Annotated in this window: 26 protein-coding genes; 15 read left to right on the forward strand and 11 right to left on the reverse strand. The window is 69.3% G+C overall.

Translation table 11 applies throughout. From position 1 onward, the window contains the following. Positions 1-68: 68 nt before the first annotated feature. On the reverse strand, positions 69-1,103 hold the full coding sequence (locus ACFT7S_RS25250) for an RNA polymerase sigma factor SigF (protein ID WP_382735512.1): 1,035 nt from the start codon (positions 1,101-1,103) through the stop codon (positions 69-71). A gap of 282 nt (positions 1,104-1,385) precedes the next feature. On the opposite strand from ACFT7S_RS25250, the gene ACFT7S_RS25255 reads away from it, so the two are divergent. The 6 genes from ACFT7S_RS25255 to ACFT7S_RS25280 all read left to right on the forward strand — a co-directional run bounded on the left by ACFT7S_RS25255 (position 1,386) and on the right by ACFT7S_RS25280 (position 6,831). Further along, positions 1,386-1,754, forward strand: a complete 369-nt coding sequence (locus tag ACFT7S_RS25255) for an STAS domain-containing protein (protein WP_382735514.1) — start codon at positions 1,386-1,388, stop codon at positions 1,752-1,754. A 193-nt stretch (positions 1,755-1,947) separates the two neighbouring features. Beyond that, complete coding sequence (locus tag ACFT7S_RS25260) at positions 1,948-2,439, forward strand: ATP-binding protein (protein WP_382735516.1); 492 nt, start codon at positions 1,948-1,950, stop codon at positions 2,437-2,439. 185 nt (positions 2,440-2,624) lie between these two features. Next, positions 2,625-3,290, forward strand: coding sequence for a peptidase (locus ACFT7S_RS25265; protein ID WP_382735517.1), 666 nt, complete (start codon positions 2,625-2,627; stop codon positions 3,288-3,290). 75 nt (positions 3,291-3,365) lie between these two features. After that, on the forward strand, positions 3,366-4,352 hold the full coding sequence (locus tag ACFT7S_RS25270; protein ID WP_382735518.1) for a hypothetical protein: 987 nt from the start codon (positions 3,366-3,368) through the stop codon (positions 4,350-4,352). Between the two features lie 32 nt (positions 4,353-4,384). Then, entirely contained in the window at positions 4,385-5,437 is a 1,053-nt protein-coding gene (locus ACFT7S_RS25275) for a hypothetical protein (RefSeq protein ID WP_382735615.1), read from the forward strand. Positions 5,438-5,451: 14 nt separating this feature from the next. After that, on the forward strand, positions 5,452-6,831 hold the full coding sequence (locus ACFT7S_RS25280; RefSeq protein WP_382735520.1) for a hypothetical protein: 1,380 nt from the start codon (positions 5,452-5,454) through the stop codon (positions 6,829-6,831). Positions 6,832-6,925: 94 nt separating this feature from the next. On the opposite strand, the gene ACFT7S_RS25285 is transcribed toward ACFT7S_RS25280, so the two are convergent. Further along, entirely contained in the window at positions 6,926-8,413 is a 1,488-nt protein-coding gene (locus tag ACFT7S_RS25285; protein ID WP_382735522.1) for an oligopeptide:H+ symporter, read from the reverse strand. 486 nt (positions 8,414-8,899) lie between these two features. On the opposite strand from ACFT7S_RS25285, the gene ACFT7S_RS25290 reads away from it, so the two are divergent. Together ACFT7S_RS25290 and ACFT7S_RS25295 are read left to right on the forward strand one after the other, a co-directional pair. Then, positions 8,900-9,577 (forward strand): response regulator transcription factor, encoded by a 678-nt coding sequence (locus ACFT7S_RS25290; protein WP_328910540.1) that lies wholly within the window; start codon positions 8,900-8,902, stop codon positions 9,575-9,577. Between the two features lie 15 nt (positions 9,578-9,592). Beyond that, positions 9,593-10,858: an ATP-binding protein gene (locus ACFT7S_RS25295; RefSeq protein ID WP_382735524.1), complete on the forward strand. Its 1,266-nt coding sequence runs from the start codon at positions 9,593-9,595 to the stop codon at positions 10,856-10,858. 20 nt (positions 10,859-10,878) lie between these two features. Here the strand turns inward: ACFT7S_RS25295 and ACFT7S_RS25300 are convergent, their stop codons facing one another. Beyond that, a complete protein-coding gene (locus ACFT7S_RS25300; RefSeq protein ID WP_382735526.1) occupies positions 10,879-11,505 on the reverse strand; it encodes a GtrA family protein in 627 nt (208 codons plus the stop codon). 174 nt (positions 11,506-11,679) lie between these two features. On the opposite strand from ACFT7S_RS25300, the gene ACFT7S_RS25305 reads away from it, so the two are divergent. The 3 genes from ACFT7S_RS25305 to ACFT7S_RS25315 are packed head-to-tail and all read left to right on the forward strand — an operon-like array spanning position 11,680 to position 14,564. Then, on the forward strand, positions 11,680-12,831 hold the full coding sequence (locus ACFT7S_RS25305; RefSeq protein WP_382735528.1) for a 5-(carboxyamino)imidazole ribonucleotide synthase: 1,152 nt from the start codon (positions 11,680-11,682) through the stop codon (positions 12,829-12,831). Then, positions 12,828-13,364 carry a 5-(carboxyamino)imidazole ribonucleotide mutase gene (gene purE, locus ACFT7S_RS25310; RefSeq protein WP_382735530.1) on the forward strand — a complete coding sequence of 179 codons (537 nt, stop codon included), beginning with the start codon at positions 12,828-12,830 and terminating at the stop codon, positions 13,362-13,364. The genes ACFT7S_RS25305 and purE overlap by 4 nt, the downstream gene beginning before the upstream one ends. A 6-nt stretch (positions 13,365-13,370) precedes the next feature. Continuing rightward, on the forward strand, positions 13,371-14,564 hold the full coding sequence (locus ACFT7S_RS25315) for a dipeptidase (protein WP_382735532.1): 1,194 nt from the start codon (positions 13,371-13,373) through the stop codon (positions 14,562-14,564). A 152-nt stretch (positions 14,565-14,716) separates the two neighbouring features. On the opposite strand, the gene ACFT7S_RS25320 is transcribed toward ACFT7S_RS25315, so the two are convergent. Then, on the reverse strand, positions 14,717-16,060 hold the full coding sequence (locus tag ACFT7S_RS25320; RefSeq protein ID WP_382735533.1) for a UDP-glucose dehydrogenase family protein: 1,344 nt from the start codon (positions 16,058-16,060) through the stop codon (positions 14,717-14,719). A gap of 230 nt (positions 16,061-16,290) precedes the next feature. Here ACFT7S_RS25320 and ACFT7S_RS25325 point away from each other — a divergent pair, with 230 nt between their 5' ends. Continuing rightward, entirely contained in the window at positions 16,291-17,448 is a 1,158-nt protein-coding gene (locus ACFT7S_RS25325; protein ID WP_382735535.1) for an acyl-CoA dehydrogenase, read from the forward strand. A gap of 152 nt (positions 17,449-17,600) precedes the next feature. Here the strand turns inward: ACFT7S_RS25325 and ACFT7S_RS25330 are convergent, their stop codons facing one another. The 4 genes from ACFT7S_RS25330 to ACFT7S_RS25345 form a co-directional block, all read right to left on the reverse strand. Then, the gene (locus tag ACFT7S_RS25330; protein ID WP_382735537.1) at positions 17,601-17,972 is read right to left on the reverse strand and encodes a pentapeptide repeat-containing protein; all 372 of its coding nucleotides are present in this window, start codon (positions 17,970-17,972) and stop codon (positions 17,601-17,603) included. Positions 17,973-18,111: 139 nt separating this feature from the next. Further along, complete coding sequence (locus tag ACFT7S_RS25335) at positions 18,112-18,702, reverse strand: Uma2 family endonuclease (protein ID WP_382735617.1); 591 nt, start codon at positions 18,700-18,702, stop codon at positions 18,112-18,114. A gap of 49 nt (positions 18,703-18,751) precedes the next feature. Next, positions 18,752-19,693 carry a hypothetical protein gene (locus ACFT7S_RS25340; protein WP_382735538.1) on the reverse strand — a complete coding sequence of 314 codons (942 nt, stop codon included), beginning with the start codon at positions 19,691-19,693 and terminating at the stop codon, positions 18,752-18,754. A 278-nt stretch (positions 19,694-19,971) separates the two neighbouring features. Then, positions 19,972-20,409 carry an ATP-binding protein gene (locus ACFT7S_RS25345; protein ID WP_382735540.1) on the reverse strand — a complete coding sequence of 146 codons (438 nt, stop codon included), beginning with the start codon at positions 20,407-20,409 and terminating at the stop codon, positions 19,972-19,974. A 163-nt stretch (positions 20,410-20,572) separates the two neighbouring features. On the opposite strand from ACFT7S_RS25345, the gene ACFT7S_RS25350 reads away from it, so the two are divergent. Together ACFT7S_RS25350 and ACFT7S_RS25355 are read left to right on the forward strand one after the other, a co-directional pair. After that, positions 20,573-21,451, forward strand: a complete 879-nt coding sequence (locus ACFT7S_RS25350) for a helix-turn-helix domain-containing protein (RefSeq protein ID WP_382735542.1) — start codon at positions 20,573-20,575, stop codon at positions 21,449-21,451. After that, positions 21,448-21,657, forward strand: a complete 210-nt coding sequence (locus tag ACFT7S_RS25355; RefSeq protein ID WP_382735544.1) for a DUF397 domain-containing protein — start codon at positions 21,448-21,450, stop codon at positions 21,655-21,657. Before ACFT7S_RS25350 ends, ACFT7S_RS25355 begins: the two co-directional genes overlap by 4 nt. Positions 21,658-21,725: 68 nt before the next feature. Here ACFT7S_RS25355 and ACFT7S_RS25360 read toward each other — a convergent pair whose 3' ends face one another. Beyond that, complete coding sequence (locus ACFT7S_RS25360) at positions 21,726-22,364, reverse strand: hypothetical protein (protein WP_382735546.1); 639 nt, start codon at positions 22,362-22,364, stop codon at positions 21,726-21,728. 105 nt (positions 22,365-22,469) lie between these two features. On the opposite strand from ACFT7S_RS25360, the gene ACFT7S_RS25365 reads away from it, so the two are divergent. Next, a complete protein-coding gene (locus ACFT7S_RS25365) occupies positions 22,470-22,946 on the forward strand; it encodes a hypothetical protein (protein WP_382735547.1) in 477 nt (158 codons plus the stop codon). A 98-nt stretch (positions 22,947-23,044) separates the two neighbouring features. Here ACFT7S_RS25365 and ACFT7S_RS25370 read toward each other — a convergent pair whose 3' ends face one another. Both ACFT7S_RS25370 and ACFT7S_RS25375 read right to left on the reverse strand, forming a co-directional pair. Next, a complete protein-coding gene (locus tag ACFT7S_RS25370) occupies positions 23,045-24,325 on the reverse strand; it encodes an LAETG motif-containing sortase-dependent surface protein (RefSeq protein ID WP_382735549.1) in 1,281 nt (426 codons plus the stop codon). A gap of 288 nt (positions 24,326-24,613) precedes the next feature. Beyond that, positions 24,614-25,903: an LCP family protein gene (locus ACFT7S_RS25375; protein ID WP_382735551.1), complete on the reverse strand. Its 1,290-nt coding sequence runs from the start codon at positions 25,901-25,903 to the stop codon at positions 24,614-24,616. Between the last annotated feature and the right edge of the window lie 105 nt (positions 25,904-26,008).

Raw genomic sequence — 26,008 nt, forward strand, 5'->3', positions numbered from 1 at the left:
GCCCGTTGTCGGGCAGGTCCTTCCGCAAGGTTCTCCGGTGCCGGGCCGACAACACCCGGGGCGGCAGCTCATTCCTCCAGGGTCAGGCCCTTCCTGAGCTTGACCAGGGTCCGCGAGAGCAGCCTGGAGACATGCATCTGCGAGATGCCGAGCTCCTCGCCGATCTCAGACTGCGTCATATTGGCGACGAAGCGGAGGGAGAGGATCGTCCGGTCACGCGTAGGCAGCGAGGCGATGAGCGGCTTCAGGGACTCGACGTACTCGATGCCTTCGAGCCCGTTGTCCTCGTAGCCGATCCGGTCGGCCAGCGCACTCTCGTGGTCGTCCTCCTCGGGCTTGGCGTCCAGCGAGCTCGCGGTGTACGCGTTGCTCGCGGCCATGCCCTCGACGACCTCGTCGTTGGTGATGCCGAGGCGCTCGCCGAGCTCCACCACGGTGGGCGCCCTGTCCAGCTGCTGGGCGAGCTCGTCGCCCGCCTTGGCCAGGTCGAGCCGCAGCTCCTGCAGGCGGCGCGGGACGCGCACGGACCAGCTGGTGTCGCGGAAGAAGCGCTTGATCTCGCCGATGATGGTCGGCATCGCGAAGGTCGGGAATTCGACGCCGCGGCTGAGCTCGAAGCGGTCGATCGCCTTGATCAGCCCGATGGTGCCGACCTGGATGATGTCCTCCATCGGTTCGCTGCGGGAGCGGAACCGGGAGGCGGCGAACTTGACGAGAGCCAGGTTCAGTTCGACGAGCGTGTTGCGTACGTACGCGTACTCGTGGGTGCCCTCTTCGAGGGATTCGAGCCGCGCGAAGAGTGTCTTCGACAGCGCCCTGGCGTCCAGAGGCCCCACTTCGGCGTAGGGCGGGATGTCGGGCAGTCCCTCCAGGCCTTCGAGAACCTCCAGCCCCTCGCCGTACTGGGCGGCGGAGACATCGGTGCTGTCGGCGCTTTCGGTGCCGTCGGTCGTGCTGGTGGAGCTGGTGGTGCCGGTCCTGCTGGTGGTGCTGGTGCGCGGGCCGGGTACGGCGATCGCGGCAGGGGAGTCGGTATCGGTCGGTCCCTGAGGACATATCGACGGCGCGTTGTGGGTACGCGCTACGTCGAGCCGGGGTGACATGCTTCTCCTCCATCGTTCTCGGCATATGGCTGCCGATGCCCATACGTGTTCCTGCGGTGAAGCGGCGCCTCCAAAGCCACGAAAATTGGTATCCCTCTACCCTTACCCGGTTCCTGCCGCGACTTACAAGCTCCAAATCTGGCGCTATGTCTGCTTTGTTCAGGTCTTCGGCTACCGCGTGGCGAACGAAACGCGTACTGTTTTACGAACGTCGGCGACAGCTAGGCAGACAGCCGCGCAGTTCTCCGCGCGGACGGTGACGGACGACGAAGAGGAACGGGCATGGACCGCGGGACGGTCGGCAGTGCGAACCGGGGTCGGCTTCACGTCGAGGTCCGGACCGAGGGGCGCAGCGAGGTTGTGACACCGGTGGGTGAGCTCGATCACCACACCGCCGATCTGCTGCGAGAACCTCTGGAGCATGCGGTCGAGCAAGGGCGCGTGCGCCTGGTGGTCGACTGTTCGCGACTCGAATTCTGCGACTCCACCGGGCTGAACGTCCTGCTCGGTGCCCGTCTCAGGTCGGAGGCGGCCGGTGGCGGCGTCCATCTGGCCGGTATGCGTCCCGTCGTGGCGAGAGTCTTCGAGATCACCGGGGCCGCGGCGGTTTTCACCGTCCACGCCTCACTCGAAGACGCTCTCGACTCCTGACCGCGGCAGACGCCCCCACGACCCCGGGCACCCCGAGTGTTGCCCTCGTCACGCGATCGTGTGGACCAAGTGGGTGTTGTCACGATTCGGCCGGGCAGGAGACACCCCGGTGGCGTCCTGACAGCCCGCACACTCTGTATCTGATCAGTATCCGTTCAATGGCGACATGGTGAATCGGTGAGGTGAAGCGCTGATGAGCACCACCCGGCAGCATCCGCCGGGCGACTGCGGCCGCGAGCCGGACGGCGCGGGCGAAGCCTCCGCCGCTCCGGAGGACCGGCAGTGGCGCACGCTCTCACTGGGACAGGCCAGCGGCATCGTGCCGATGGCCCGCGACTTCGCGCGGCAGGCACTGTACGACTGGGGCTGGCTCCCGGCCGCGGGCGCCGACCGGCGTGCCGCCGCCGAGGACGTACTGCTGGTCGTCTCCGAGCTGGTCACCAATGCCTGTCTGCATGCGGAAGGCCCCGAGGAGCTCCGCATCGCGTGCACGCCGAAGGTGCTGCGGGTGGAGGTCGTCGACCGGGGTGCGGGTCAGCCCGCGCCACGCACCCCGCACCGCGCGGGGCGGCCCGGCGGTCACGGAATGTTCATCGTGCAGCGGCTCTGTCTGGACTGGGGTGTCATGCGCACTCCTGACGCGCCGGGCAAGACCGTCTGGGCGGAGCTGGCCGCGCCCGCGTGATTTTCGCCGGGCCGGGCCCGGATTCGTACACCCAAGGAGCGCACCGGATCGGTGCGCTCCTTTGTCTTCCCTCCAAAAGGCCCCAGGCGTACCTTGGGCGCCAAATCTGATACGTCGTCAGCAAAACGCGGCCGTACGGAACGACGCGGCCCGCTCGGCGACTCCCGGCATGAGGGGAACTCGAGGTGTCGAACCAGAAGAGGACAGCTCTCGCTGCGGTGTCCGCGGTGGCGGGGTCGGTGGTGCTGTGGGCGGCACCCGTCGCCCACGCCGAGGTCGTGGACGTCAACTACCAGTGCCAGACGCCGATCGGCCCCAAAGGGGCGGTGTCGCCCATCGATATCAAGGGCGTCAAGAGCGGCTCCGGCTACACGCTCACCATGTCCTTCCAGAAGGGTGTCTCCTCCAGCCCGGTGGAGCTGGGCAAGGGCGCCATGAAGCCGAGCGCGGTGATCGAGCTGGGCGGCGCCGAGAGCGGCAAGGTCCAGGTCGCCGGGGCGGCGAACGCGGCGGCCGTCCCCGCCAACACCCCTATCAAAATCAGCGACTTGTCGGGGACGTACACCCCGAAGAAGTCGGGCAAGGTCACCTTCACCGCCGGGGTGCTCACCATCAAGGCGCTCGGTACGACCACGACCTGCACGCCGAAGAACGACCCCAAGCCCTCGCTCGAACTCGACGTGACGGGCGCGGCGGCCTCGCAGAACGCCCCGGCGGGTGGCAGCGAACTCCCGAAGACCGGCCCGCTCGACTCGGCCGCCGCACTCGGCACGCTCGGCGGCACCGTCCTGCTGACCGGCGCGGCCGGAGTGCTGTGGCTGACCCGGCGGGGACAGCGGGCCACGGGCTGACCCGCACCACCCCCGGACGCACCGCCCGCCCCCGGACGCCACACCGCCGTAAGCACCCGCACCAGGGAGCCGCCCATGTCGCTGTCGACCGGCCACGCCGCACGAGCGGCGCTCGCCGTACTCCTGTGCGCCCTCGCCGTCACTCCGGCGGCCGGCGCCGATCGCCGGGACGCCGGTACGCCGGGCTGGTCCGCCGGGCCCACCGGCGGCGGCGCGCGGCCGAGCGACGACGGCCGGCCGTACTTCTACCTGGAGGGCGCGCCCGGCGCCGTACTGGAGGACCGGCTCTCGGTGGCCAACCCCGGGCGCACCCCGATCACTGTGCGGCTGCGGGGCGCCGACGCGTACAACACCGGGGGCGGCGGCTTCGCCGTGCGGGGGACGAAGCGCTCGACCGGTACGGGTGCCTGGCTGCGGCTCGCCTCGCGCGAGGTGACCGTACCGGCCAGGACCCGCGCCGAGGTCCCCTTCGCCGTCACCGTCCCGTCCGGCGCGACGCCCGGTGACCACCCCGGCGCCGTCCTCGCCGTCAGCGGGGGGCGCGAAGTGGGCGTGCGCGTGCATCTGCGGGTGAGCGGGCCGACCCTGGCGGCGCTCACCGTCGAGGACGTCACCGTGTCCGGGCGGACCATCCGTTACGCCCTCGTCAACCGCGGAAACGCGGCCCTCGTGCCACGCCTGGCCGTCACCGCCGACGGCCTGAGCGGCGCGTTCCCGCGCCGACAGCCCCGCACACTCCCGCTGGAACTCCTGCCCGGACAACGGGTCGAGCTGACCGAACCCTGGCCCGACGCCCCCGGCTTCGACCGGGTCACCGTCCGGCTCAGCGTCACAGCGGCGGGCGGGGCGCGGAGCGAGGCGTCGGCATCGGCTGTGTACGTCCCCTGGGCCCCGCTGACCGGTGGCGCGCTGCTGGTGCTCGTCGCGGTCGGCGCGGGTGCGTACGTCCTGCGGAGACGCGGACACCGCGAGGCACCGGACGACGACCCGCCCGGCCCGCATCCGGACCAGCAACCAGCCACCTCTGACAGGCACTTGGCGAAGGCAGGAGCGCACTCGTGACCGGAAAGACCGGAAGGACCGGACCGGCACCCATGCGGCGGCGCGGCAGCGGACGGACCGCCGTACAACGCCTCGCCCTGCTGCCCGCCTTGCTGTCCGCCCTCCTGCTCCTGCTGCTCCTGCCCGCCCCCGGCGCCTCGGCCGCAGAAGGCGGGCCCGCCGTCACGCTCTCCGCGCAACAGGCGGGCAAGGGCGGCGAGATCACCGTCAAGGGCCGTGGCTGGCGCCCCGGCACCCTGCTGATGATGCTGATCTGCGGGCAGGCCACGCCCGCCAAGGGCGTCATCGGCGGCACCAACTCCTGCGCCAACGCGGACGGCCGCGCCGTCACCACCGACAAGGCGGGCGCCTTCACCAAGGAGATACCGGTCGCCGAGCCGCCCGTGCCCTGCCCGTGCGTGGTGCACGTGGCCACGGTCACCGGTGAACAGGCCACAGCCGACGTGGTGTTCAAGGTTGCGGGGCACCCGACCGCCCCACTGCCCCAGCAGACCGGGGGCGGAAAGCTCGCCGTGCTGGCGACCACCCGGCTGGCGGGCGACAGCGGGCTGCTGACCTGGTTCGGCGCCCCGGCCTCCCGGAAGCTGGTCTTCACCGTCGGCAACCTGGGCTCCGCGCCGGTCAAGGACCCCGTCTTCGAGATCGGCACCGCGCACGGCGTCTACGCCCCGCAGTGGGAGGAGCGGCAGTGGCGCGGCACCGTCGCACCCGGCCGCAAGGCGCAGATCGAGCTGCCGGTCGAACTGGCGGCGGGCGCACACGGCGACTACCAGGTCTCCCTGCGGTACGGGACGAAGGTGCTGGCCGAGCAGCCGTGGCGGGTGGGCCGCCCCTGGGGCGTCACGCTCTTCTGGATTCTGCTGTGCGTCGTCGTACCGGCCGCCGTCTTCCGTATCGGCATGGCGGTCGTCGACAAGGTACGGCCCCGCGCCGCCACCGGCCGTCCGCGCCTCGCGCGGCACCGCCCCCGGCGACGTACCGCAGCCGCCGCGCCCGTGAGCACCACGACCACGGCCTCGCTGCCGTGGTTCACCCCGGATTCCGCACCGTCAGAGAACAGACCCACGACGAAGGGACATTCGTGAGCACGCAACGGAGGATGAGCGCAGCAGGAGTCGCGCTGATGCTCGGCGGGGCGGGGATTCTGCTGGCCGCGAGCCCAGCCCAGGCCGCCGACGTCTCGTACAAGACGGAGTGCATTCCGCCCCCGATTTCCGGACTGCCACCCGTCCAGGGCACCACCAAGGTGCAGCTGACCGCTCCGGCGGAGGCGAAGGTCGGAGACGAGATCGAGGTCGTCTGGAAGACGGTCGAGGCCGCCTCCCAGAACCCCGACGTCCTGGACCTGGACAAGGACACGGTGAAGCCGACCGGCACGATCAAGCTGGGCGGGGCGGCGAGCGGTGAACTGAAGCTCGAAGGCCCCCGGCAGAACCCGCCGATCCCCAAGAACAGCCCCATGGTGCTGCCCGATATGAAGGGCACGCTGAAGCTGGAGAAGGCGGGCGACCTCACGCTGACGCCGGACGCGTACAACATCAACGTGTCCAAGCCGATCTCCACGGACACCAAGTGCGCCCCGAAGGAGGCGGTCCAGCCGGGCGCCACGATCAAGGTGACGGAGGGCGGCGGCGGTACGACAGCGGGCGGCACGACGTCCGGCGGCACCACATCCGGCGGCACCACGGCGGGTGGAACGACAGCGGGAGGCACGACCGCCGGTGGCAGCGATGCCGGTGGTACGGACTCCGGTGGTACGGACTCAGGCGGTACGGACTCCGGTGGTACGGACTCAGGCGGTACGGACTCCGGTGGTACGGACTCCGGCGGCACCGGTGGCGGGACCGACTTCGAGGGCAAGGAGGTGTCCGTCGCGTACGCCTGCAAGACCCCCATCGGGGACAAGAACGCCACCTCCCCGGTGAAGATCAACGCCAAGAAGAGCGGCGGCAGCTACGCCCTCACGGTGAAGTTCAGCAAGTCCGTGATGGACAGCCCCGCCGATATCCCGGCCGACTCGGTGAAACCGTCCATGGAGGTCAAGCTCGGCGGCGCCGACAAGGGCACCGTCCATGTCGAGGGCCCCACGAACAAGGAGCCCATCAAGTCGGGGCAGCCGATCGAGATCCCGGACCTCACGGGCACGTACAAGCCCGGCGAGAGCGGGAAGTCCACGCTCAGCCCGGGTGTCCTCACGGTGATGGCCCTCGGTACGACGACGACCTGCACCCCGCCGGCCGGGGTCGAGGTGTCGCTGGAACTCGACACCGCGGCCCAGCCGGGCGGTGCGTCAGGCGGCTCGTCGTCCGGTGGTACGACAAGTGCAGGCGGTACGGACTCCGGCGGCGGCCTCGCGGCCACCGGGGCCGAGGAGGACGGCGCACTGCGGGCGCTCGGGCTGGTCGCCGGTACGGCGATCCTGCTCGGCGGCGCGGTGTTCACCTTCACCCCGTGGCGCAGGCTGCGCGGACTCCGCTGACACACGGCACACGGCACAACGACGGAGGGCCGCCGCACCGAGATCGGTGCGACGGCCCTCCGTGGGCGCTATGAGTTACGCGCTATGAGCGACGTCAGCGGACGTTGCCCATGAGCTCCTTGACCTTGCCGCGGTACATGAAGATCGCGATACCCGCGACCACCGCGAGGGCGGCCTGAAGGGCAACCACTCCGGTGCCGTTGAGCTCGACACCGGCGATGGACAGCAGACCCGTGGTGCAGTCACCGGCCGTCACGGCCAGGAACCAGACACCCATCATCTGGCTGGCGTACTTGGCCGGAGCCATCTTCGTGGTGACGGAGAGACCGACCGGGGAGAGCGTCAGCTCGGCGACGGTCTGGATGAAGTAGATCGCGACCAGCCACATCGCAGCGGCCTTGTGGCCGTCGCCCGCGATCGTCAGCGGCAGCAGGAAGACGAAGAACGACGCACCGATCAGCACCAGACCGGAACTGAACTTCACGATGGTGCTCGGCTCCTTGCCCCGACGGTTCAGCGCCAGCCAGAAGGCGGCGAAGACCGGGGCCAGCGCCATGATCAGGACCGGGTTGACCGACTGGTACCAGGAGACCGGGAAGTCCCAGCCGAGGACCGAGTTCTCGGCCGAGGACTCGGCGAAGATCGCCAGCGTCGAACCGCCCTGGTCGTAGATCATCCAGAAGATGGCGGCGGCGACGAAGAACCAGATGTAGCCGGACATCTTCGACTGCTCGGCGGTGCTCAGTTCCTTGTCGCGCTTGATGCGCGCCAGGACGATCACCGGAATGACCAGACCGGCGACGGTGATCGGGACCAGGAGCCAGTTGAGCGTGTAGACGCCGGTGACGACCGTGCCGATGTAGAAGACGGCCGCGACGCCCATCCAGATCATGGCCTTGCGCAGGGTCGAAGCGCGCTCGACGGCGTCCAGCGGCTTCGGGACGACGAGGCTGCGCTCGTTCAGGTGACGCGTACCGAGCAGGAACTGCGCGACGCCCAGGCCCATGCCGAGCGCGGCGATCGCGAAGCCCAGGTGCCAGTTGACGTTCTCACCGATGGTGCCGATGACCAGGGGTGCGGCGAAGGCACCCATGTTGATGCCCATGTAGAAGATCGTGAAGCCACCGTCACGGCGCGGGTCGTCCGGGCCGTCGTAGAGGTGGCCGACCATCGTCGAGATGTTGGACTTCAGCAGACCGGAGCCGATCGCCACCAGTCCGAGACCGGCGAAGAAGGTGCCCTCGGACGGCAGCGCCAGCGTCAGGTGGCCGATCATGATGATCCCGCCGGCGATGGCGACGGTCTTGCGCGGACCCCAGACACGGTCACCGAACCAGCCGCCGGGCATGGCGAGCAGGTAGACCAGGGACAGGTAGACCGAGTAGATCGCGGTGGCCGTACCCGCGTCCATGTCGAGCCCATTGGGGGCGATCAGGTAGAGCGGGAGGAGTGCGCGCATTCCGTAATAGCTGAAGCGCTCCCACATCTCCGTCATGAAGAGAGTGGCCAGGCCGCGGGGGTGGCCGAAGAAGGTCTTTCCGCCGGTCGTACTGGCGGAATCCTTCGTCAGGCTGGAAGCCATGGTCGATCCTTGCTGATCGGGACGCGTCGCCTCGTGAGCGATACGCGCCCGGTGGGGGGTGGCCGGTACCGGCGCGGACCTGCCCCACCCCTCCACTCGAAGGGGACTCGCTCAGGCCATCGCTCTCCGTACGGAGTCGATGCCGGAGTCGGGGGAGCCGGCCGCATCGGGATCCACACCCGGCACGCGAGAAGCGCACCGGGACCGGCCCACAGGTCATTCACCTTCAAGGCCGGCGGGTACCGGCCCGCACAGAAAGGTGACCCTTGGCGCTCAAAGCGGCCAAAGGTCCTTCAGTAGTGCATCAGGCGTCGGGACACCATACGACATGACACTGCGGCATATGAAAGGACTTGAGACATGGATCACAGGTGATGTTGGAACCAGACTCCCAGATTCGAAGGTTCAGCGAGTGTTTGCTGCCCAGGTACCGAGGGCTTCACCAGCACCTCACCCCTCGCCCTCCGTGCGGACTACCATCACCCCATGACCCGTGTACTGCTCGCCGAGGACGACGCATCCATCTCGGAGCCGCTGGCCCGCGCACTGCGTCGGGAGGGTTACGAGGTCGAAGTCCGGCAGGACGGTCCGACCGCACTGGACGCCGGACTCCAGGGCGGCATCGATCTCGTCGTGCTCGACCTGGGGCTGCCCGGCATGGACGGCCTCGAAGTCGCCCGCCGACTGCGCGGCGACGGACTCGCCGTACCGATTCTCGTGCTGACCGCCCGCGCCGACGAGGTCGACACCGTGGTCGGTCTCGACGCGGGAGCCGACGACTACGTCACCAAGCCCTTCCGCCTGGCCGAACTGCTGGCCCGGGTCCGCGCCCTGCTGCGGCGCGGCGCCACCGAGCCCGCCGTGCAGCCCGCCACCCACGGCGTCCGGATCGACGTCGAATCGCACCGGGCCTGGATGGGCGACGAGGAACTCCAGCTCACCGCCAAGGAATTCGATCTCCTGCGCGTCCTCGTCCGGGACGCCGGCCGGGTCGTCACCCGCGACCAGCTGATGCGCGAGGTCTGGGACACGACCTGGTGGTCCTCCACCAAGACGCTCGACATGCACATCTCCTGGCTCCGCAAGAAGCTCGGCGACGACGCCGCCAATCCGCGCTACATCGCGACGGTGCGGGGCGTCGGCTTCCGGTTCGAGAAGAGCTGACGTACAGAAACAGTCATGCGCCGTCGATTGATCAACTCCACGCTCGCCGTGGTGCTCGTGGTGATCGCCGTCTTCGGCGTCTCCCTCGTCCTGGTGGAAAGCCGCACCATCAGCGCCAGCGCCCAGGAAAGCGTCGACTCCGAGGCGCTGCGGCTGATCAGCGTCGTCGACAGCCGGCTGCTCGGCGAGGAGCGGATCACCGTGGGGGTGCTGGCCGAACAGGTCGACTCCAGCCGTTACGCACGGGTCGAGATCCCCGGCCGGCCCGCCATCGAGGTCGGCGAGCGCCCCAGCGGCAGCGTCATCCGCAGTACGGCGACGGGGGAGCAGGGCGAGAAGGTCACCGTCGAGTCGTCCGGTTCGGCCGTCACCCGTGAGCTCGGCCGCACCCTGCTGATCATCGGCGCGGTGGCGCTCCTCGCGATCGTCTCCGCGGTGCTCCTCGCCGTACGTCAGGCCAACCGGCTCGCCTCACCGCTGATCGACCTCGCCGAGACGGCGGAACGCCTCGGCTCCGGCGACCCGCGCCCCCGCCACAAGCGGTACGGGGTCCCGGAGCTGGACCGCGTCGCCGACGTCCTGGACTCCTCCGCCGAGCGGATCGCCCGGATGCTGACGGCGGAACGGCGCCTAGCCGCCGACGCCTCGCACCAGCTCCGCACCCCGCTGACCGCGCTCTCCATGCGGATCGAGGAGATCTCCGTCACCGAGGACCTGGGGACGGTGAAGGAGGAGGCCCATATCGCCCTGACGCAGGTCGAGCGGCTGACCGATGTGGTGGAGCGGCTGCTGACGAACTCCCGCGACCCGCGTACCGGCTCCGCCGTCGTCTTCGACCTCGACGAGGTCGTCAAGCAGCAGATCGAGGAGTGGCGCCCCGCCTACCGCAGCGCGGGCCGTGCCGTCGTCTGCTCGGGCAAGCACGGGCTGCGGGCCGTCGGCACGCCCGGCGCGGTGGCGCAGGTGCTCGCCGCGCTGATCGAGAACTCGCTGATGCACGGGGGCGGCACCGTCGCGCTGCGCACCCGCGTCACGGGCAACCAGGTGGTCATCGAGGTGACGGACGAGGGCCCCGGCGTGCCCGCCGACCTCGGTGCGCGGATCTTCGAGCGCACCATCAGCGGCCGCAACTCCACCGGGATCGGCCTCGCCGTCGCCCGGGACCTCGCGGAGGCGGACGGCGGCCGGCTCGAACTGCTTCAGCAGCAGCCCCCGGTGTTCGCCCTCTTCCTCAGCAGGGTGGCCAGGAATCGCAAGGACCCGGACCGCCCGGTGCGCTGACCGCGGGAGCGCCCGCGGTCTCAGTTGCGTACGGGACCGGACTCCACCCGCGAGGCCTGCTCAACCAGCGGAATCGGCGGCGTCCGCGGAATCGGCGGCGTCCGCGGGATCTGCGGCGTCTGAGGCGTCTGCGGCGCGGATTCCCCAGGCGTCAGAAAGCTCTCCGGCTTCAGCGCCGCATCCGGGGCCTCTGTCGCTTCTGCAGCCTCTTTGGCAGGCAGCGCCCTGAACACCCAGGTCCGGTACGACCAGAACCGGAACAGGGTCGCGATCCCGATGCCGACGATCTTGAAGATGTTGTTCTGGAGCGGGGTGTCCCAGCCGAACCAGTACGTCGCCGCGTACAGCACACCGACCTCGATCACCGCTCCCACGGCGCTGAACGCCAGGAAGAGCATCAGCTCCCGCGTCCGGCCGCTCTTGTCGCGGTCCCGGTAGGTCCAGTAACGGAAGCCCACGTAGTTGAAGAGGATGGCCACGCAGGTCGCCATGAGGCCGGCCCGGACCACCGGAATGTCCGTGGTGCGCCAGATCACGTTGGAAACCGCGATGTTGACCAGCACCCCGAATGCGCCGACCGCGCCGAACTTGGCGACCTCCCGGCCCAGCAGATCGATGCGGGCCCGCAATGCGCCACGTTCGTCCATGGTGATCGCTCAGCCCCGTCCGCTCGGTTTCGTCAACCCGGCCATGCTATCCAGCCCTCTCGTGTGATGCCGGTGAGAGCTGTGGAGGGTGGCGATGCTGTGACGTGCGCCGGTTGTCGGACCGCCGCAGGTGCACCGTCCGGGGAGCCCCGGCGCGGCGGATACTCTGGAGGGGTGACGTTCCCGGTAGTCGGCATGGTCGGCGGCGGTCAGCTCGCCCGTATGACCCACGAGGCGGGTATCCCCCTCGGCCTGAAATTCAAGCTCCTCAGTGACACTCCCCAGGACTCGGCCGCCCAGGTGGTGAGCGAAGTCGTCATCGGCGACTATCGCGACCTGGACACGCTCCGAGCCTTCGCGCGCGGCTGCGACGTGATCACCTTCGATCACGAGCACGTCCCGATGGAGCATCTGCGCGCCCTGGAGGCGGACGGCATCCCCGTCCGCCCCGGCCCCGACGCCCTGGTGCACGCCCAGGACAAGGGGGTCATGCGTGCCAAGCTCACCGAGATCGGTGCCCCCTGCCCCCGCCACCGCATCGTGGCGGACCCGGCCGACGCCGCGGCCTTCGCGGCCGAGACCGGCGGCTTCCCCGTGATCCTCAAGACGGTCCGCGGCGGCTACGACGGCAAGGGCGTGTGGGTCGTCCGCTCCGAGAAGGACGCGGCCGAGCCGTTCCGGGCCGGCGTTCCCGTCCTCGCCGAGGAGAAGGTCGACTTCGTACGGGAGCTGGCGGCCAACATCGTCCGCTCGCCGCACGGCCAGGCCGTCGCCTACCCGGTCGTCGAATCGATCCAGGTCGACGGCGTCTGCGACACGGTCATCGCCCCGGCCCCCGAGCTGGACGAGCGACTGGCGGGCGAGGCCCAGCAGCTCGCTCTGCGCATCGCCGCCGAGCTCGGAGTCGTGGGCCACCTCGCCGTCGAGCTGTTCGAGACCCGCAATGACGACGGGACTCCCGGCATTCTCGTCAACGAACTGGCGATGCGCCCGCACAACTCCGGGCACTGGACCCAGGACGGTGCGATCACCTCGCAGTTCGCCAACCACGTGCGGGCCGTCCTGGACCTCCCGCTCGGCGACCCGCGCCCGCGTGCCACGTGGACGGTCATGTGCAACGTCCTCGGCGGGGACTACCCGGACATGTACCAGGCGTATCTGCACTGCATGGCCCGCGACCCGCAGCTCAAGATCCACATGTACGGCAAGGACGTGAAGCCCGGCCGCAAGGTCGGACACGTCAACACCTACGGCGACGACCTGGCGGACGTGCGGGAGCGCGCCCGGCACGCGGCCGACTACCTGCGAGGAACAATCACCGAATGACCTCCCCCGGTACCGCCCCCGTCATTGGCATCGTCATGGGCTCGGACTCCGACTGGCCCGTCATGGAAGCAGCCGCGAAGGCCCTCGACGAGTTCGAGATCCCCTACGAGGTCGATGTCGTCTCCGCCCACCGCATGCCGCGCGAGATGATCGCGTACGGCGAGGAGGCCGCCGACCGCGGTCTCAAGGCGATCATCGCGGGCGCGGGCGGCGCGGCCCACCTGCCCGGCATGCTCGCCTCCGTGACCCCGCTGCCCGTCATCGGTGTCCCCGTCCCGCTGAAGTACCTGGACGGCATGGACAGCCTGCTCTCCATCGTGCAGATGCCCGCCGGAGTCCCGGTCGCCACCGTCTCGGTCGGCGGAGCGCGCAACGCGGGCCTGCTCGCCGCCCGCATCCTCGCCGCCCACGACAGCGAGCTGATGGCCCGGATGAAGGACTTCCAGCAGGAACTGAACGACCAGGCCACGGAGAAGGGGAAACGGCTGCGGGCCAAGGTCGAGGGCTCCGACTCCTTCGGCTTCGGGAAGTAGGGGACCGTGGACTATCTGGACCGGGCCCGGGAACTCCTCGCCGCCCACCCCGTCGTCGACGGCCACAACGATCTGCCGTGGGCCCTGCGCGAACAGGTCGGCTACGACCTGGACGCACGGGACATCGCCACCGACCAGACCGGCACCCTGCACACCGACATCCCCCGGCTGCGCGCCGGCGGCGTCGGCGCACAGTTCTGGTCGGTCTACGTCCGCAGCGACCTCGCCGGTGACGCCGCCGTCAGCGCCACCCTCGAACAGATCGACGTCGTCACCGAGCTGCTGGCCCGCTACCCCGCGGACCTGCGGCGCGCCCTGACCGCCGACGACATGGAGATCGCCCGCGCCGAGGGTCGTATCGCCTCCCTGATGGGCGCCGAGGGCGGCCACTCCATCAACAACTCGCTGGGCACCCTGCGCGCCCTGCACACGCTCGGCGTCCGCTACATGACGCTGACGCACAACGACAACATCGACTGGGCGGACTCGGCGACCGACGTCCCGCGCATCGGTGGCCTGTCGGCGTTCGGCCGCGAGGTCGTACGGGAGATGAACCGCATCGGCATGCTGGTCGACCTCTCCCATGTGGCGGACACGACCATGCGCCAGGCGCTCGCCACCTCCACCGCGCCGGTGATCTTCTCGCACTCCTCGGCCCGCGCGATCTGCGACCACCCGCGCAACATCCCCGACGACGTGCTGGCCCAGCTCCCCGCCAACGGCGGCGTGGCCATGGCGACCTTCGTACCGAAGTTCGTCCTCCCGGCCGCCGTCGCCTGGACGCTGGCCGCCGACCGCAACATGCGTGAGCACGGCCTGCACCACCTGGACACCACCTCGGCGGCCATGCGCGTCCACGCCGACTTCGAGGCGGCCTACCCGCGCCCCGAGGCCACCGTCGCCACGATCGCCGACCACCTCGACCACATGCGCGAGGTCGCCGGGATCAACCACATCGGCATCGGCGGGGACTACGACGGCACGGCCTTCCTCCCGGAGGGCCTGCAGGACGTCTCCGGCTACCCGAACCTGATCGCGGAGCTGCTCAGCCGCGGCTGGTCCGACGTCGACCTCGCCAAGCTGACCTGGCGGAACGCCGTACGGGTGCTGCGCGACGCGGAAGCCGTCGCCCGCGATCTCAGCGCCCACTACGGCCCATCCCACGCCACGATCGGCGAAGTGGACGGGCACACGGTCTGAGACGTCCGGGGTACGGGCCGGGCGCACCCCGGCCCGTACCCCGAACGCAGCGATAGGCAACGAGCGGCAAATCAAGCCCGTCCGGCGATTGAGGACAAAGCGCCCACCGGGCGGCGTGCCCGGCTCCACACCGCCCCGCCCCCCAGACCGCGCTACGCCTTCGGCCGCCCCATGGCCCGGTACTTCCACCCCGCCTCACGCCACACCACAGGATCAAGCGCATTGCGCCCGTCCAGAACGATCCGCCGCGCCGCCACCTCACCCAGCTCCGCCGGGTCCAGCTCACGGAACTCGCGCCACTCCGTCAGGTGCAGCACCACATCCGCGTTGCGCACCGCCTCAAGCGCCGAGTCCGCGTACGCGAGCGTGGGGAACAGCCGCCGGGCGTTGTCCATGCCCTTCGGGTCGTACACCGTGACCTGGCCACCCTGAAGGTGAATCTGCCCGGCCACATTGAGCGCCGGCGAATCCCGTACGTCGTCGGAGTCCGGCTTGAACGTCGCGCCGAGCACCGCCACCCGCTGCCCCAGGAACGAACCACCGCCCACGGCCTCCCGGGCCAGCTCGACCATGTGACCGCGGCGCCGCATGTTGATCGAGTCGACCTCGCGCAGGAAGGTCAGCGCCTGGTCCGCGCCCAGCTCACCGGCGCGGGCCATGAACGCCCGGATGTCCTTGGGCAGGCAGCCGCCGCCGAACCCGATGCCCGCCCGCAGGAACTTCTTCCCGATGCGGTCGTCGTGCCCGATCGCCTCGGCGAGCTTCACCACGTCGCCGTCGGCGGCCTCGCAGACCTCGGCCATGGCGTTGATGAACGAGATCTTGGTCGCGAGGAACGAGTTCGCGGACGTCTTCACCAGCTCGGCGGTCGGGTAGTCCGTCACCACGAACGGCGACCCTTCCCCGACCGGCCCCGCGTACACCTCGCGCAGCAGCTTCTCGGCCCGCTCGCTCTGCACCCCGACGACGATCCGGTCCGGGTGCAGGGTGTCCTGGACGGCGAAGCCCTCCCGCAGGAACTCCGGGTTCCACGCCAGCTCGGCATCGGCGCCCACCGGCGCCAGCTCGGCGAGCCGCGCCGCGAGCCGTGCGGCGGAGCCCACCGGCACGGTGGACTTCCCGACGACGAGGGCCGACCGGGTCAGCTGCGGTGCGAGCGACTCGAAGGCGCTGTCCACGTAGCTCATGTCGGCGGCGTACTCGCCGTGCTTCTGCGGAGTGTTCACGCAGACGAAGTGGACGTCACCAAAGGCACCCACTTCCTCCCAGGAGGTGGTGAACCGCAGCCGGCCGGTGGAACCCTCGATCCCCGCGACATGCTTCTGGAGGATCTCTTCGAGCCCCGGCTCGTACATCGGCACCTTGCCGGCCGAGAGCATCTCGATCTTCTCCGGCACGACGTCGAGCCCCAGGACTTCGAAGCCCAGTTCCGCCATGGCCGCGGCGTGGGTGGCGCCGAGGTAGCCGGTGCCGATCACAGTGATCTTGAGGGCCATCGAGTGCTCCTGGGAGATACGGACGGGCGTGCGGAGCCGAGCATAGTCGGGCCCCGGAACCCCGTATTTCCCCACCCGTCGGCCACCCACCGCAGGCCCTTCCCCTGCATGCCCTCTTTGCCCCACCCCTGTCAGCAAGCTCACGCGCCGTCCGCGTATGCCATTGCGCACCCGGACCACTAAAATCGGGGTTACTTAACGGTAGTTAGCACATTTGGGGAGTGAGAGTCTTGGCGGGTTCGACCGATTTCGACCTGTACCGTCCGGCGGAGGAGCACGACATGCTCCGCGAGACGGTCCGCGCGCTCGCCGAAGCGAAGATCGCCCCGCACGCGGCAGCGGTCGATGAAGAGGCCCGCTTCCCGCAGGAGGCCCTCGACGCACTCGTCGCTTCCGACCTGCACGCCGTCCACGTGCCCGAGGAGTACGGCGGCGCCGGCGCCGACGCGCTCGCCACGGTCATCGTCATCGAGGAAGTGGCCCGTGTCTGCTGCTCCTCCTCCCTCATCCCGGCCGTGAACAAGCTGGGCTCGCTCCCGGTGATCCTCTCCGGCTCCGAGGACCTGAAGAAGAAGTACCTGGGCCCGCTCGCCAAGGGCGACGCGATGTTCTCGTACGCCCTCTCCGAGCCGGACGCCGGTTCGGACGCGGCGGGCATGAAGACCAAGGCCGTCCGCGACGGCGACTTCTGGGTCCTCAACGGTGTGAAGCGCTGGATCACCAACGCGGGCGTCTCCGACTACTACACGGTCATGGCCGTCACCGACCCGACGAAGCGCTCCAAGGGCATCTCGGCGTTCGTCGTCGAGAAGTCGGACGAGGGCGTCTCCTTCGGCGCCCCGGAGCGCAAGCTCGGCATCAAGGGCTCCCCGACCCGCGAGGTCTACCTCGACAACGTGCGCATCCCCGCCGACCGCATGATCGGCGAGGAGGGTACGGGCTTCGCCACGGCGATGAAGACCCTGGACCACACCCGCATCACGATCGCGGCCCAGGCACTCGGCGTCGCGCAGGGCGCCCTCGACTACGCCAAGGGCTACGTCCAGGAGCGCAAGCAGTTCGGCAAGCCGATCGCCGAGTTCCAGGGCGTGCAGTTCATGCTCGCGGACATGGCCATGAAGATCGAGGCCGCCCGCCAGCTGACGTACGCGGCCGCCGCCAAGTCGGAGCGCGGCGACAGCGACCTCACGTTCGCCGGCGCCGCGGCCAAGTGCTTCGCGTCGGACGTCGCGATGGAGGTCACGACGGACGCGGTCCAGCTGCTGGGTGGCTACGGCTACACGCGGGACTACCCGGTGGAGCGCATGATGCGCGACGCGAAGATCACGCAGATCTACGAGGGCACGAACCAGGTCCAGCGCATCGTCATGGCGCGCAACCTGCCGTAACAGGGCTTGGCAGATCAGCAAGGCGGCCCCCGGCTTCAAGCCGGGGGCCGTCCTGCGTGCTCGGACGTATCGCCGGACGCAACGAAGAGTCCGCAAAGGACCAGAGGTCGGGTACGAGGCGCTTCGCCGAGGCCCCGCGCTACCGAACGCCGTCAGGCAAACTCCCCTGGTGGCCATCCACCGACATCCTCCGCTACGACATCACGCAGGCACGCTCCCTCGAACCGGGCGCCGGTGATGTCGGTCAGGCCGTACGACGGGACTCCGGTGTTCACGCTGCCGAGCCCGGCGTCGGTGAGATCGGCGTCGCGCAGGTCGGCACCGCGTAGATCGCATCCGGCCAGAGAGGCCCCGCGCAGCGAAGCCCCGCGCAGGTCGGCGCCGCTGAAGTCGCAGAACTTGAACCAACACCCGTCCAGGGTGGCGTGACGCAGATCGGCCCCGGCGAACGAGCAGCGGGTGAACCGCAGCGACAGCGTGCGAGCGGACGCCAGGTCCTGGCCGCTGAAGTCCCCACCGTTCACGGCTGCATACCTGTGAAGCGCGGCAAGTCGCTGTCTCGCTGTCAGTGGCGTGTTCATGCGCGCCAGCGTGCCAGCCGGACCGGCAGCCGTCGCTCGGATTTCCGGCACGCCCCTCGCCCGGGGACCGGCTCCTTCGGCGTTACGCGTCGTAGCGGGGAAGGCTCTCCGTAGAGATTGTCCACTTGTCGATAGTGACGTCCTCGCCGTACAGGAAGTCCTTGCGAGTGGCGTAGCGCGGGCCGTTCGGCGTGGGGTGGATGTCGCTGAGTACGGCCCCGGCGCCGGTACGCGGATCGAAGATCGCGTAGACCGGAATGCCCAGGAGCGGATAGTCCCGCATCTTGCCCACCCAGTCGTTGTCCGGATTCGACTGGGAAACGACCTCGATCGCGGCGATGAGGGTACGGGGGTCGAACGACCCCTGACCCTCCATGTCGACCACGGCGATCACCATCACGTCAGGGTGCCGCATGATGCCCTCGGCTTCCTCCTCGACATCAGGGGTCCCCGTGTGCGCCAGGATTTCGTCTGGCATGAGTTTCTCCAGGCGACGGCTCACCTGGGCTGCGGTCAACTCATGGGGACGTCCCGGGGACATCATGTCGTGCACGATCCCTTCCTTGGTGATCTCAAGCTTTCCCGGAAGGCTGTCCTGCATCTGCTCGACGGTGTCGCGCATGGCCCGGTACCGCACCGAGTCCCGCTGTACGTCGTCCGGGGCGATGGCCATGGCGTGCGCTCCTCGTCTGTGCCCGTAGGCAAGGGTCGTCACGTTCATGCTAGGCGGCCTCCCTCAGATCGATTCGGCAGTCGCGGCAGTGTCCGGGTTCGGTGGAGCGGAAGGCGCGGTCGCAGCCTTCGCAGTTCTGGAGGGGGACAGCGCGGCGTACGGGGGTGAAGACCGACGCGCCGGGGAGCGGGGGCGGCAGGAGCGCGGTGAGGCGGTGCTTCAGGAGCTTCGTCGGGTGCTTCAGGGGGTGCGGCAGGTCGGCCGTGAGGGTGCGGCGGACCGCGTCCGGGTGCGCATCGCGCTCCAGCCACGTGGCTACGGCGGGGGTCAGCAGCTCGATGTCGCTTTCGGACAGCACCAGTTGGGGAGCGTCGCGTCGGAGGCCGGCGAGGAGCGTGGCGGCGGTGCTGTGCAGCTCCGGGGTGAGCGCACTCGGCCGGGGGAGCGGCGGTGGCGGGGGCTTGGGCGCGGTGGGAGCCGGTACGAGGACGGGGGCCGGTTCGGGTACGGGTGCCGGCCTGGGCGGCGGCGGGGGAGCAGGGGCAGCTGGTGGAGGCGCCGCTGTCGGCGCCAAGGCAGTCACGGCCGCCCGTACCGCCGGTGCTGCTGGTGCCTGCTGGGGGCTGACGCCCGGCTGGTTGTAGGACACCGTACGGGTGACGATCCGGCCGCTCGCCAGGCGACTACGGGTGCGTTGCAGATAGCCGTACGTCTCCAGCTCCCGCAGGGCGGAGGCGATACGGGTCTCGCTCTCCGGGAAGCGGGCCGCGAGGATCTTGATTCCGATCCTGGCCCCGCTGGGCAGCGACTGGATGTGCACGGACAGCCCGATGGCGACGAGCGACAGGTCGCCGTGCTGGGCGAGGTGGTTGCCGATGATCGTGAACAGCCGGGTGTGCGGGATCACGACGTGGATCACGCCGGACGGGTGGGGAGGTCCGGGAACCTCCGCCATGGCACGCGAGAGCGCGCTAATCTGCTGGGTATCCATCGGGAAGCTACTCTTCCTCGTTGGTCAGGCCCTCGATCGGGATTGCGAGTCCCGGCCGGGGGCCGACGTATTTGCGGTTGTGAGCGTGAGCATATGCCCGCCAACCCATCGAAAATCCAGCCGAGTTGGCAAACCTCACCCGTGTGGGTGACGGAGCCTCAGGGGGAGGCGGGTGGGGTTTGGTTGGGTCATTTCCCTGGTTCTTTAAGTCTTTGATGTCGCGGGTGGCCGGGTCGCGGCTCACCGGGTCGTGGATATCCACGACCCGGTGGAGACGGTCACGGTACGAGGGAAATTTCGGCCCAAACCGTCTTGCGGGGCACGGGTCCCGGGGTGACGCCCCAGTGGTCGGCGAGGGCATCGACGATGAGCAGACCGCGCCCGGTCTCCGCGTCATCGGCGGGCGGCTTGGTGGCACCGGGACCGGGAGGCAGGCACTCGCCCCGGGTATCGGAAACCTCGATTCGCAGCAACGAGTCGTTGCGAACGGTGAGTTCCAGACGGAAGTCCCGCCCCGGTACGCGCCCGTGCACCGTGGCGTTGGTGGCCAGCTCGGCAACGATGTGCGCGGCCGACTCCGAGGGCAGCCCCCAGAGGTCGAGATGGGCCACGGTGAGCAGCCGAGCGAGGCGGGCGCCCCGGCGGGTGGGTGACAACAACACGGTGAACGCCCGTGTGGCGACGGGCCGTTGAGGAAGCTCGATTTCTGAATTCACGTCACTCAGCGTGGCCGTGCCTGCGTACCGTGAACAGTGACGAAGCCTTTGCGTACGGTGATTGTCCCGGGCTTGTCCAGTGCTGTCCCGGCTGTCCGGCGTGACGTGCGGGGAACAGAGGCGGTTGAGAACGTACGGCACGTGGGTCGGAAGTGGGGCACGTATGAGCGTGGACGGCGACGGTACGGAGCGCGGCAACGGCGGGGCGGACGAACCCGGTTGGGACGTCGACCCCGACGACGAGTCGGGGGTGGCGGTGGTCGCGGCGGTGGGCCGCCAGATCAAGGCATGGCGCGAGGCGGCGGGCCTACGGGCGGGCGAGTTCGGGGCGGCGATCGGGTACGGGGAGGACCTGGTCTACAAGGTGGAGGGCGGCCGGCGCATCCCCCGCCCGGAGTTCCTGGAGAAGGCGGACGAAGTCCTGGGCGCGGGCGGGAAGCTCGCCGCGATGAAGAAGGACGTCGCGGAGGTCCGGTACCCGAAGAAGGTGCGGGATCTGGCGAAGCTGGAGGCCAAGGTCGTCGAACTGGAGGCGTACCACAACCACAACATCAACGGTCTGTTGCAGACCGAGGAGCATATGCGGGCCCTGTTCGCCTCATGGCTGCCCGCCTACACGCTGGACGAGACGGATCGCGTGGTGTCCGCCCGCATGGCCCGGCGATCCATCTTCAACCGGAACCCCCTCCCTGCGCTCAGTTTCGTCCAGGAGGAGGTGACGCTTCACCGCCCGGTCGGAGGCACAATGGTGTGGCGCCGACAACTCGAACACCTTCTGGAAGTAGGGCGGTTGCGGAATGTGGCGATCCAAGTGATGCCGACCCATCGCGAGGAACATCCCGGGACGGGCGGCCTGATCGAGGTGCTGAAGTTCCCCGACGGCAGTGCGGTGGGGCGTTCCGAAGGCGCGTTCAGTGGCCGTCCGGTCTCCGACCCGAAACAGCTCAGAATTCTTGAGTTGCGCTATGGGATGATCCGGGCCCAGGCCCTCTCACCACGGGAGTCGCTGGCCTTCATCGAGCAAGTGCTGGGAGAGACATGATCGACAATCCCTCTGCCGGGGACGCCTCTGAGCTGGATTGGTTCAAGAGCAGCTACAGCAGCAGCGGCGATGGCAACGACTGCGTCGAGGTCGCGGCTGCACCGGGCACGGTCCACGTCCGCGACTCCAAGCACCTGCCGGGCCCGCAGCTCGGCTTCGCCCCGACGACGTGGGCGGCCTTCGTGGCGCACGCCTCCGGTAACTGACACCGGGCACTCGCTCGCCGGCCCCGCCGAGGTCCGGACGGTTCGTCGTCCGGACCCTTGCGTTGGGGTCAGCGACGTCGGCCGATCGCGAAGGCCAGCACCCAGGCCATTGCCGCCGCGATCACGAGGCCGAGCAGGGAGACCCATTCGGTGTCCCCCTGGCTGCCCCACCAGGCCTTGGCCGGGATGAACGGGTCGGCCTCCATCATGTCGCCGATGGCGGCCATTCCGTTGATGTCGGCGATGATCATCGGCACCGCGTTGGTGTGGCCGAAGAAGACACCGAGCGGCGCGATGATCGCGCCGCTGATCCAGGCACCACCGCTGCGGCGTCCCACCAGCCCGATCAGGGCTCCCACGATCGCTCCGTTGAGGAGGGCGTGGACCATGTACACGATCTGCGCGGTGTCTTTCGTCTGGTCCTCGTACGTGGCCAGGACGATGCCGCTGTAGACCAGCGAGACGACGACCGAGGCGAAGTAGCCGAGGAAGAACGCACCGACCGGGTGGCCGGGCTTCTCCTGCTGTCCGAAGGGCATCGGCTGCTGCGGGTACGGCTGGCCCGGGGGCATCGGCGGCTGCTGCCAGGACTGTATGGGCGGTTGCCCGGGATACGGCTGCTGCGGGGCGCCGTACCCGGGCGGAGACTGAGGCATGGCGGGCGGTTGGTTGTACGGGTTGTACTGCGGCGGCTGGGGCTGGCTCATGGTTCCCCCGAAGAGCGAAGACAGGCAGAAGCAGCCCAAGTTACCAACGGGACGGGCAGGTTCCGACCGGCCGGTGGGCACCTGTGTGGCGTACCTTCCCTGTCCATGACCGACATCGACAAGCTCACCCGCCTGTTCGAGGCGCTGGGCGCCGACGACGCACCTGGCTGGGCCGAATCCGAGGCCGAGGAGAACATTCCTCAGCTGGCCCGCTACCGGTTCCTGCGCATGGTCTGGCAGGACATCGACGCGTGGAGTTCGGCGGCGCCCCACTGGGTCGAGGCGTACCGCAAGAGAGGCCCGGCGAGTGGGGTCGTCGAGCGGGCGTTGGGGCTCGGGCTGACGCCCGGTGAGCTGGGCGAGATGGCACGCGAGGTTGCCAGGGAGACCGCGTTCGGTCTGCTCTACGGACTGGCCGATCCGGCGGACGGCGACCTCCCGCCCGAGGTCGAGGTTCAGCTGCCCAGGTGGCGCCTGGCCGAGCTGTCGCCGCAGGGCGAGCCCACGGGACGCGTCCTGGGTGCGCTCTACGAGGACCTGGGCGAAGTGGAGCCGCCGGGGCCGATCGGAGGCATCGTGTGACCGCGCAACCGAGAACGGGCCCGACACCGCTCGGTGTCGGGCCCGTTGGGCGGTCAGCGCGTCGGCCGGGGTGCCTGGTCGGCACCCCGCCTCATGCGTCAGGCGTGGGAGCCGGCCTTGCGACGGCGTACGACGAACACCGCGCCCGCGCCGATCGCCAGGGCCGCGCCGCTCGCGAGGGCGAGCTGCGACGTCGCGGAGGACGAGCCCGTGGCGGCGAGGCTGCCGCTCACGGGACTGGCCGACGCGCCGCTCTGCGGCTTGAGGTCCGAGGTGGTCGGCTCGGTCGTGGGCTTGGCGTCGTCGACCTTGCCGGGCTTGCTGCCCGCGGCGGCGATCAGGAACTCGTAGCCCTCGAGGTCCGGGTTCCCGCCGCAGGTGCCGTTGTCGTTGAAGTAGTCACCGGCGACGAAGGTGATGCCGTTGCCCGCAGGGGCCGAGGCGTCGATCGTGAGGCGCATCTTGACGTCGGCGTGGGCGCCGGCCTTCAGCGGGCTGATGGCGTCCATGTAGTGCTCGTTGTCGACGGTCTTCCACTTCGAGGACGAGGCGGACGACCACTGCAGGTGCACCAGGTCGTCGATGTCGTTGAGCCCGCTCCGGTCGGTCGCGTGGACGTAGGCGAACGGAAGCACCTCGTCCATCGTCTTGTCGGTGCCGTTGGTCACCCGGAGATTGAAGTTGACCTTCGTGCCGGCGACGACTGTGGACGGCAGACCCGTGACGACCGTGGTGAGCTTGGCCTCGGGGACGCAGTCCTCGTCGTCCTCACCCTCCTCGGCCTCCTCCTCCTTCGCCTTGGCCAGCGCCTCGTCGGCGGCGGTCCTGTCAGCGAGCGCCGCCTCGGTGGCCTTCTGCGCCTGGTCCAGCGCCCGGGCTGCGGCGACCCGCTCGTCGTCACGCGCGTCGAGGGCTTCCACGACCGCGGCATCGGCGGCGGTCTTGGCCTCACCGGCTGCTGCGGCGGCGGCTTCCGCCTCGGTGAGAGTCGTCGCCGCGGCGGTCTTCTCCTCCTCGGTGGCTGTCTCAGGGAGGGCGTCGACCGCCGCCTTGGCGTCGACGACCGCCTGGTCGGCGTCGGTCTTCGCGGTGGCGGCCTCGACCGCCGCGGCCTCGGCGGCCTTGGCTGCCACGGCCAGGGGAGCGGTGTCGGACTGGAGCGCTTCCAGAGCCGCATAGGCGGCACTCTCGGCCGCTACGGCGTCGTCGTACACCGCCTTCGCTGCGGCGGCGGCCAATTCCAGCTCCGCGATGGACGGCTTCTCCTGCGTCTGCGCGGCCGGCTTGTCGTCGGCGAACGCGGGGGTGACCGACAGCAGGAGGACAGGCGTGGTCACTGCGGCGGCAACAGCTGTGGCAAGAATCCGGCGAATCTTCACAAGAGCCCTTCGGGGTCCGAAAAAGAGAAGAAGGGGTCGCAGCGGAATGGGACACGCAGATGCGACTTGAGGTGATCGTATGGCCGGGGCAACGGTCGACCGTCACGAGTTTTTCACCTGTTCCGGCCAACTCCACAACACCGGGACAGACAGAAAAGACGAAAGGGTGCAGTTGCTTTCACTGACTGTGCTTTTGCTGTGAGGAAGGCCACATGACCCGGCAACGCAGCAAGGGGCCCGGACGGAAAACCGAAACCGTCCGGGCCCCTCTGCCGATTGCACGGTCAGTCAGTCGCCGGTGACGGTGACCTTCTCGTCGTTGTTGAGTTCCTGCACCAGCTGCTTGACCTTGGCCTTGTCCCAGACCAGGTTGCCGTTGACGCTGCCCGAGATCGGGATGTTCATCGACGTGCCTTCGCCGCCCGTGACGCCCTTCATCGCGAAGAACATCTGGCTCAGGGACCAGAGCGACATGTCCTTGTCGACGATCAGTGTGTCCAGGCCCGCGCCCATCGTCGGGTACAGCTTGAACGGGTTGAGGATCGTCGACGGGGTCGCCGTCTGGCTCGCCAGCGCCGCGAGGAACTTCTGCTGGTTCTTCGTACGGTCCAGGTCACTGCCCGCGAACGCGTACCGGGTGCGGACGAAGGCGAGGGACTGCTCGCCGTTCAGTGTCTGCTTGCCGGCCTGGAAGTCGGCGCCCGAATTCTTGTCCTTGAACGCCTTCGGGATGTCCAGCTCCACTCCGCCGATCGCGTCCACGATCTGGGCGAAGCCACCGAAGCCGATCTCGACGTAGTGGTCGATGTGCAGGCCGGTGTTGAACTCGACGGTGCGGACCAGCAGTTCGGGGCCGTCTTCCGCGTAGGCGGCGTTCAGCTTCACCGTACGGCCGGTGCCCTTGTACGACTTGCCGGACTCGGAGCCGACGAACGACGGTATTTCGACGTTCGAGTCACGCGGCAGGGAGACCAGCGTCGGGCCGTTGGAACCGTCGTGCAGGATCATCATCGAGTCGGTCCGCTTGCCTTCGGCGGAACCGGTGTGGAGCTTCTTCTTGTCCTCGGCCGTCATGCCCTCACGGCTGTCGGAACCGACGATCAGGTAGTTCGTCCCGTCGCCCTCGGACGGCCGCTCGATGACCTTCGAGAGGTCCACCTCGCGCTTGAGCTTCGAGTCGGCCCAGAAGTACGTGGAGACCGAGACCGCGAGCACCACGACCACCAGGGTCAGCGCGCCCACCTTGATCCGGCGGCGCCAGTCGGGAGCCGGGCGGCCCTGGACGTAACCGCCGTCGCCGTAGCCGCGGCCGTCGCCCCCGCCGTTTCCGCCGCCGCCCTGGCCGCCGCCGTTTCCGCCGCCGTAGACCTGGCCCGTGTTGTACCCGCTGTCGTAGCCGGGGTTGTTCGAGTAGCGGTCGTCGTAGCCCTGGCCCTGCGGGGGGACCTGGGGCGCCTGCTGCGGCGCGGGGCGCCGCTGGATGTGCGGCATGGCGCGGGCGCCCTCCGGCTGGGGGCTGGAGCTTCCCCGGCCGTAGCGGTTGCGGTCGCCGGTCCGTCCTTCGGGCCAATCATTCATGCGGACCAGTGTGCAGGCCAGGCCCACGGCTCTTACAGGGGGTGAGCGAAATCGGTCCAGGGCTGTTGCGAAGCTGATGCATTCTGCGGTACGCAACCCCGCGCA

The organism is Streptomyces sp. NPDC057136 (assembly GCF_042670885.1).
Classification (GTDB): Bacteria; Actinomycetota; Actinomycetes; order Streptomycetales; family Streptomycetaceae; genus Streptomyces.

Coding starts and splice junctions, on each gene's coding strand:
- ACFT7S_RS25375 (WP_382735551.1), bottom strand. CDS start 25,903: ATGAATGATTGGCCCGAAGGACGGACCGGCGACCGCAACCGCTACGGC.
- ACFT7S_RS25365 (WP_382735547.1), top strand. CDS start 22,470: ATGACCGACATCGACAAGCTCACCCGCCTGTTCGAGGCGCTGGGCGCC.
- ACFT7S_RS25300 (WP_382735526.1), bottom strand. CDS start 11,505: ATGGACGAACGTGGCGCATTGCGGGCCCGCATCGATCTGCTGGGCCGG.
- ACFT7S_RS25275 (WP_382735615.1), top strand. CDS start 4,385: ATGCGGCGGCGCGGCAGCGGACGGACCGCCGTACAACGCCTCGCCCTG.
- ACFT7S_RS25320 (WP_382735533.1), bottom strand. CDS start 16,060: ATGGCCCTCAAGATCACTGTGATCGGCACCGGCTACCTCGGCGCCACC.
- ACFT7S_RS25350 (WP_382735542.1), top strand. CDS start 20,573: ATGAGCGTGGACGGCGACGGTACGGAGCGCGGCAACGGCGGGGCGGAC.
- ACFT7S_RS25335 (WP_382735617.1), bottom strand. CDS start 18,702: ATGGCCATCGCCCCGGACGACGTACAGCGGGACTCGGTGCGGTACCGG.
- ACFT7S_RS25340 (WP_382735538.1), bottom strand. CDS start 19,693: ATGGATACCCAGCAGATTAGCGCGCTCTCGCGTGCCATGGCGGAGGTT.
- ACFT7S_RS25255 (WP_382735514.1), top strand. CDS start 1,386: ATGGACCGCGGGACGGTCGGCAGTGCGAACCGGGGTCGGCTTCACGTC.
- ACFT7S_RS25355 (WP_382735544.1), top strand. CDS start 21,448: ATGATCGACAATCCCTCTGCCGGGGACGCCTCTGAGCTGGATTGGTTC.
- ACFT7S_RS25360 (WP_382735546.1), bottom strand. CDS start 22,364: ATGAGCCAGCCCCAGCCGCCGCAGTACAACCCGTACAACCAACCGCCC.
- ACFT7S_RS25280 (WP_382735520.1), top strand. CDS start 5,452: ATGAGCGCAGCAGGAGTCGCGCTGATGCTCGGCGGGGCGGGGATTCTG.
- purE (WP_382735530.1), top strand. CDS start 12,828: ATGACCTCCCCCGGTACCGCCCCCGTCATTGGCATCGTCATGGGCTCG.
- ACFT7S_RS25295 (WP_382735524.1), top strand. CDS start 9,593: ATGCGCCGTCGATTGATCAACTCCACGCTCGCCGTGGTGCTCGTGGTG.
- ACFT7S_RS25260 (WP_382735516.1), top strand. CDS start 1,948: ATGAGCACCACCCGGCAGCATCCGCCGGGCGACTGCGGCCGCGAGCCG.
- ACFT7S_RS25290 (WP_328910540.1), top strand. CDS start 8,900: ATGACCCGTGTACTGCTCGCCGAGGACGACGCATCCATCTCGGAGCCG.
- ACFT7S_RS25250 (WP_382735512.1), bottom strand. CDS start 1,103: ATGTCACCCCGGCTCGACGTAGCGCGTACCCACAACGCGCCGTCGATA.
- ACFT7S_RS25270 (WP_382735518.1), top strand. CDS start 3,366: ATGTCGCTGTCGACCGGCCACGCCGCACGAGCGGCGCTCGCCGTACTC.
- ACFT7S_RS25285 (WP_382735522.1), bottom strand. CDS start 8,413: ATGGCTTCCAGCCTGACGAAGGATTCCGCCAGTACGACCGGCGGAAAG.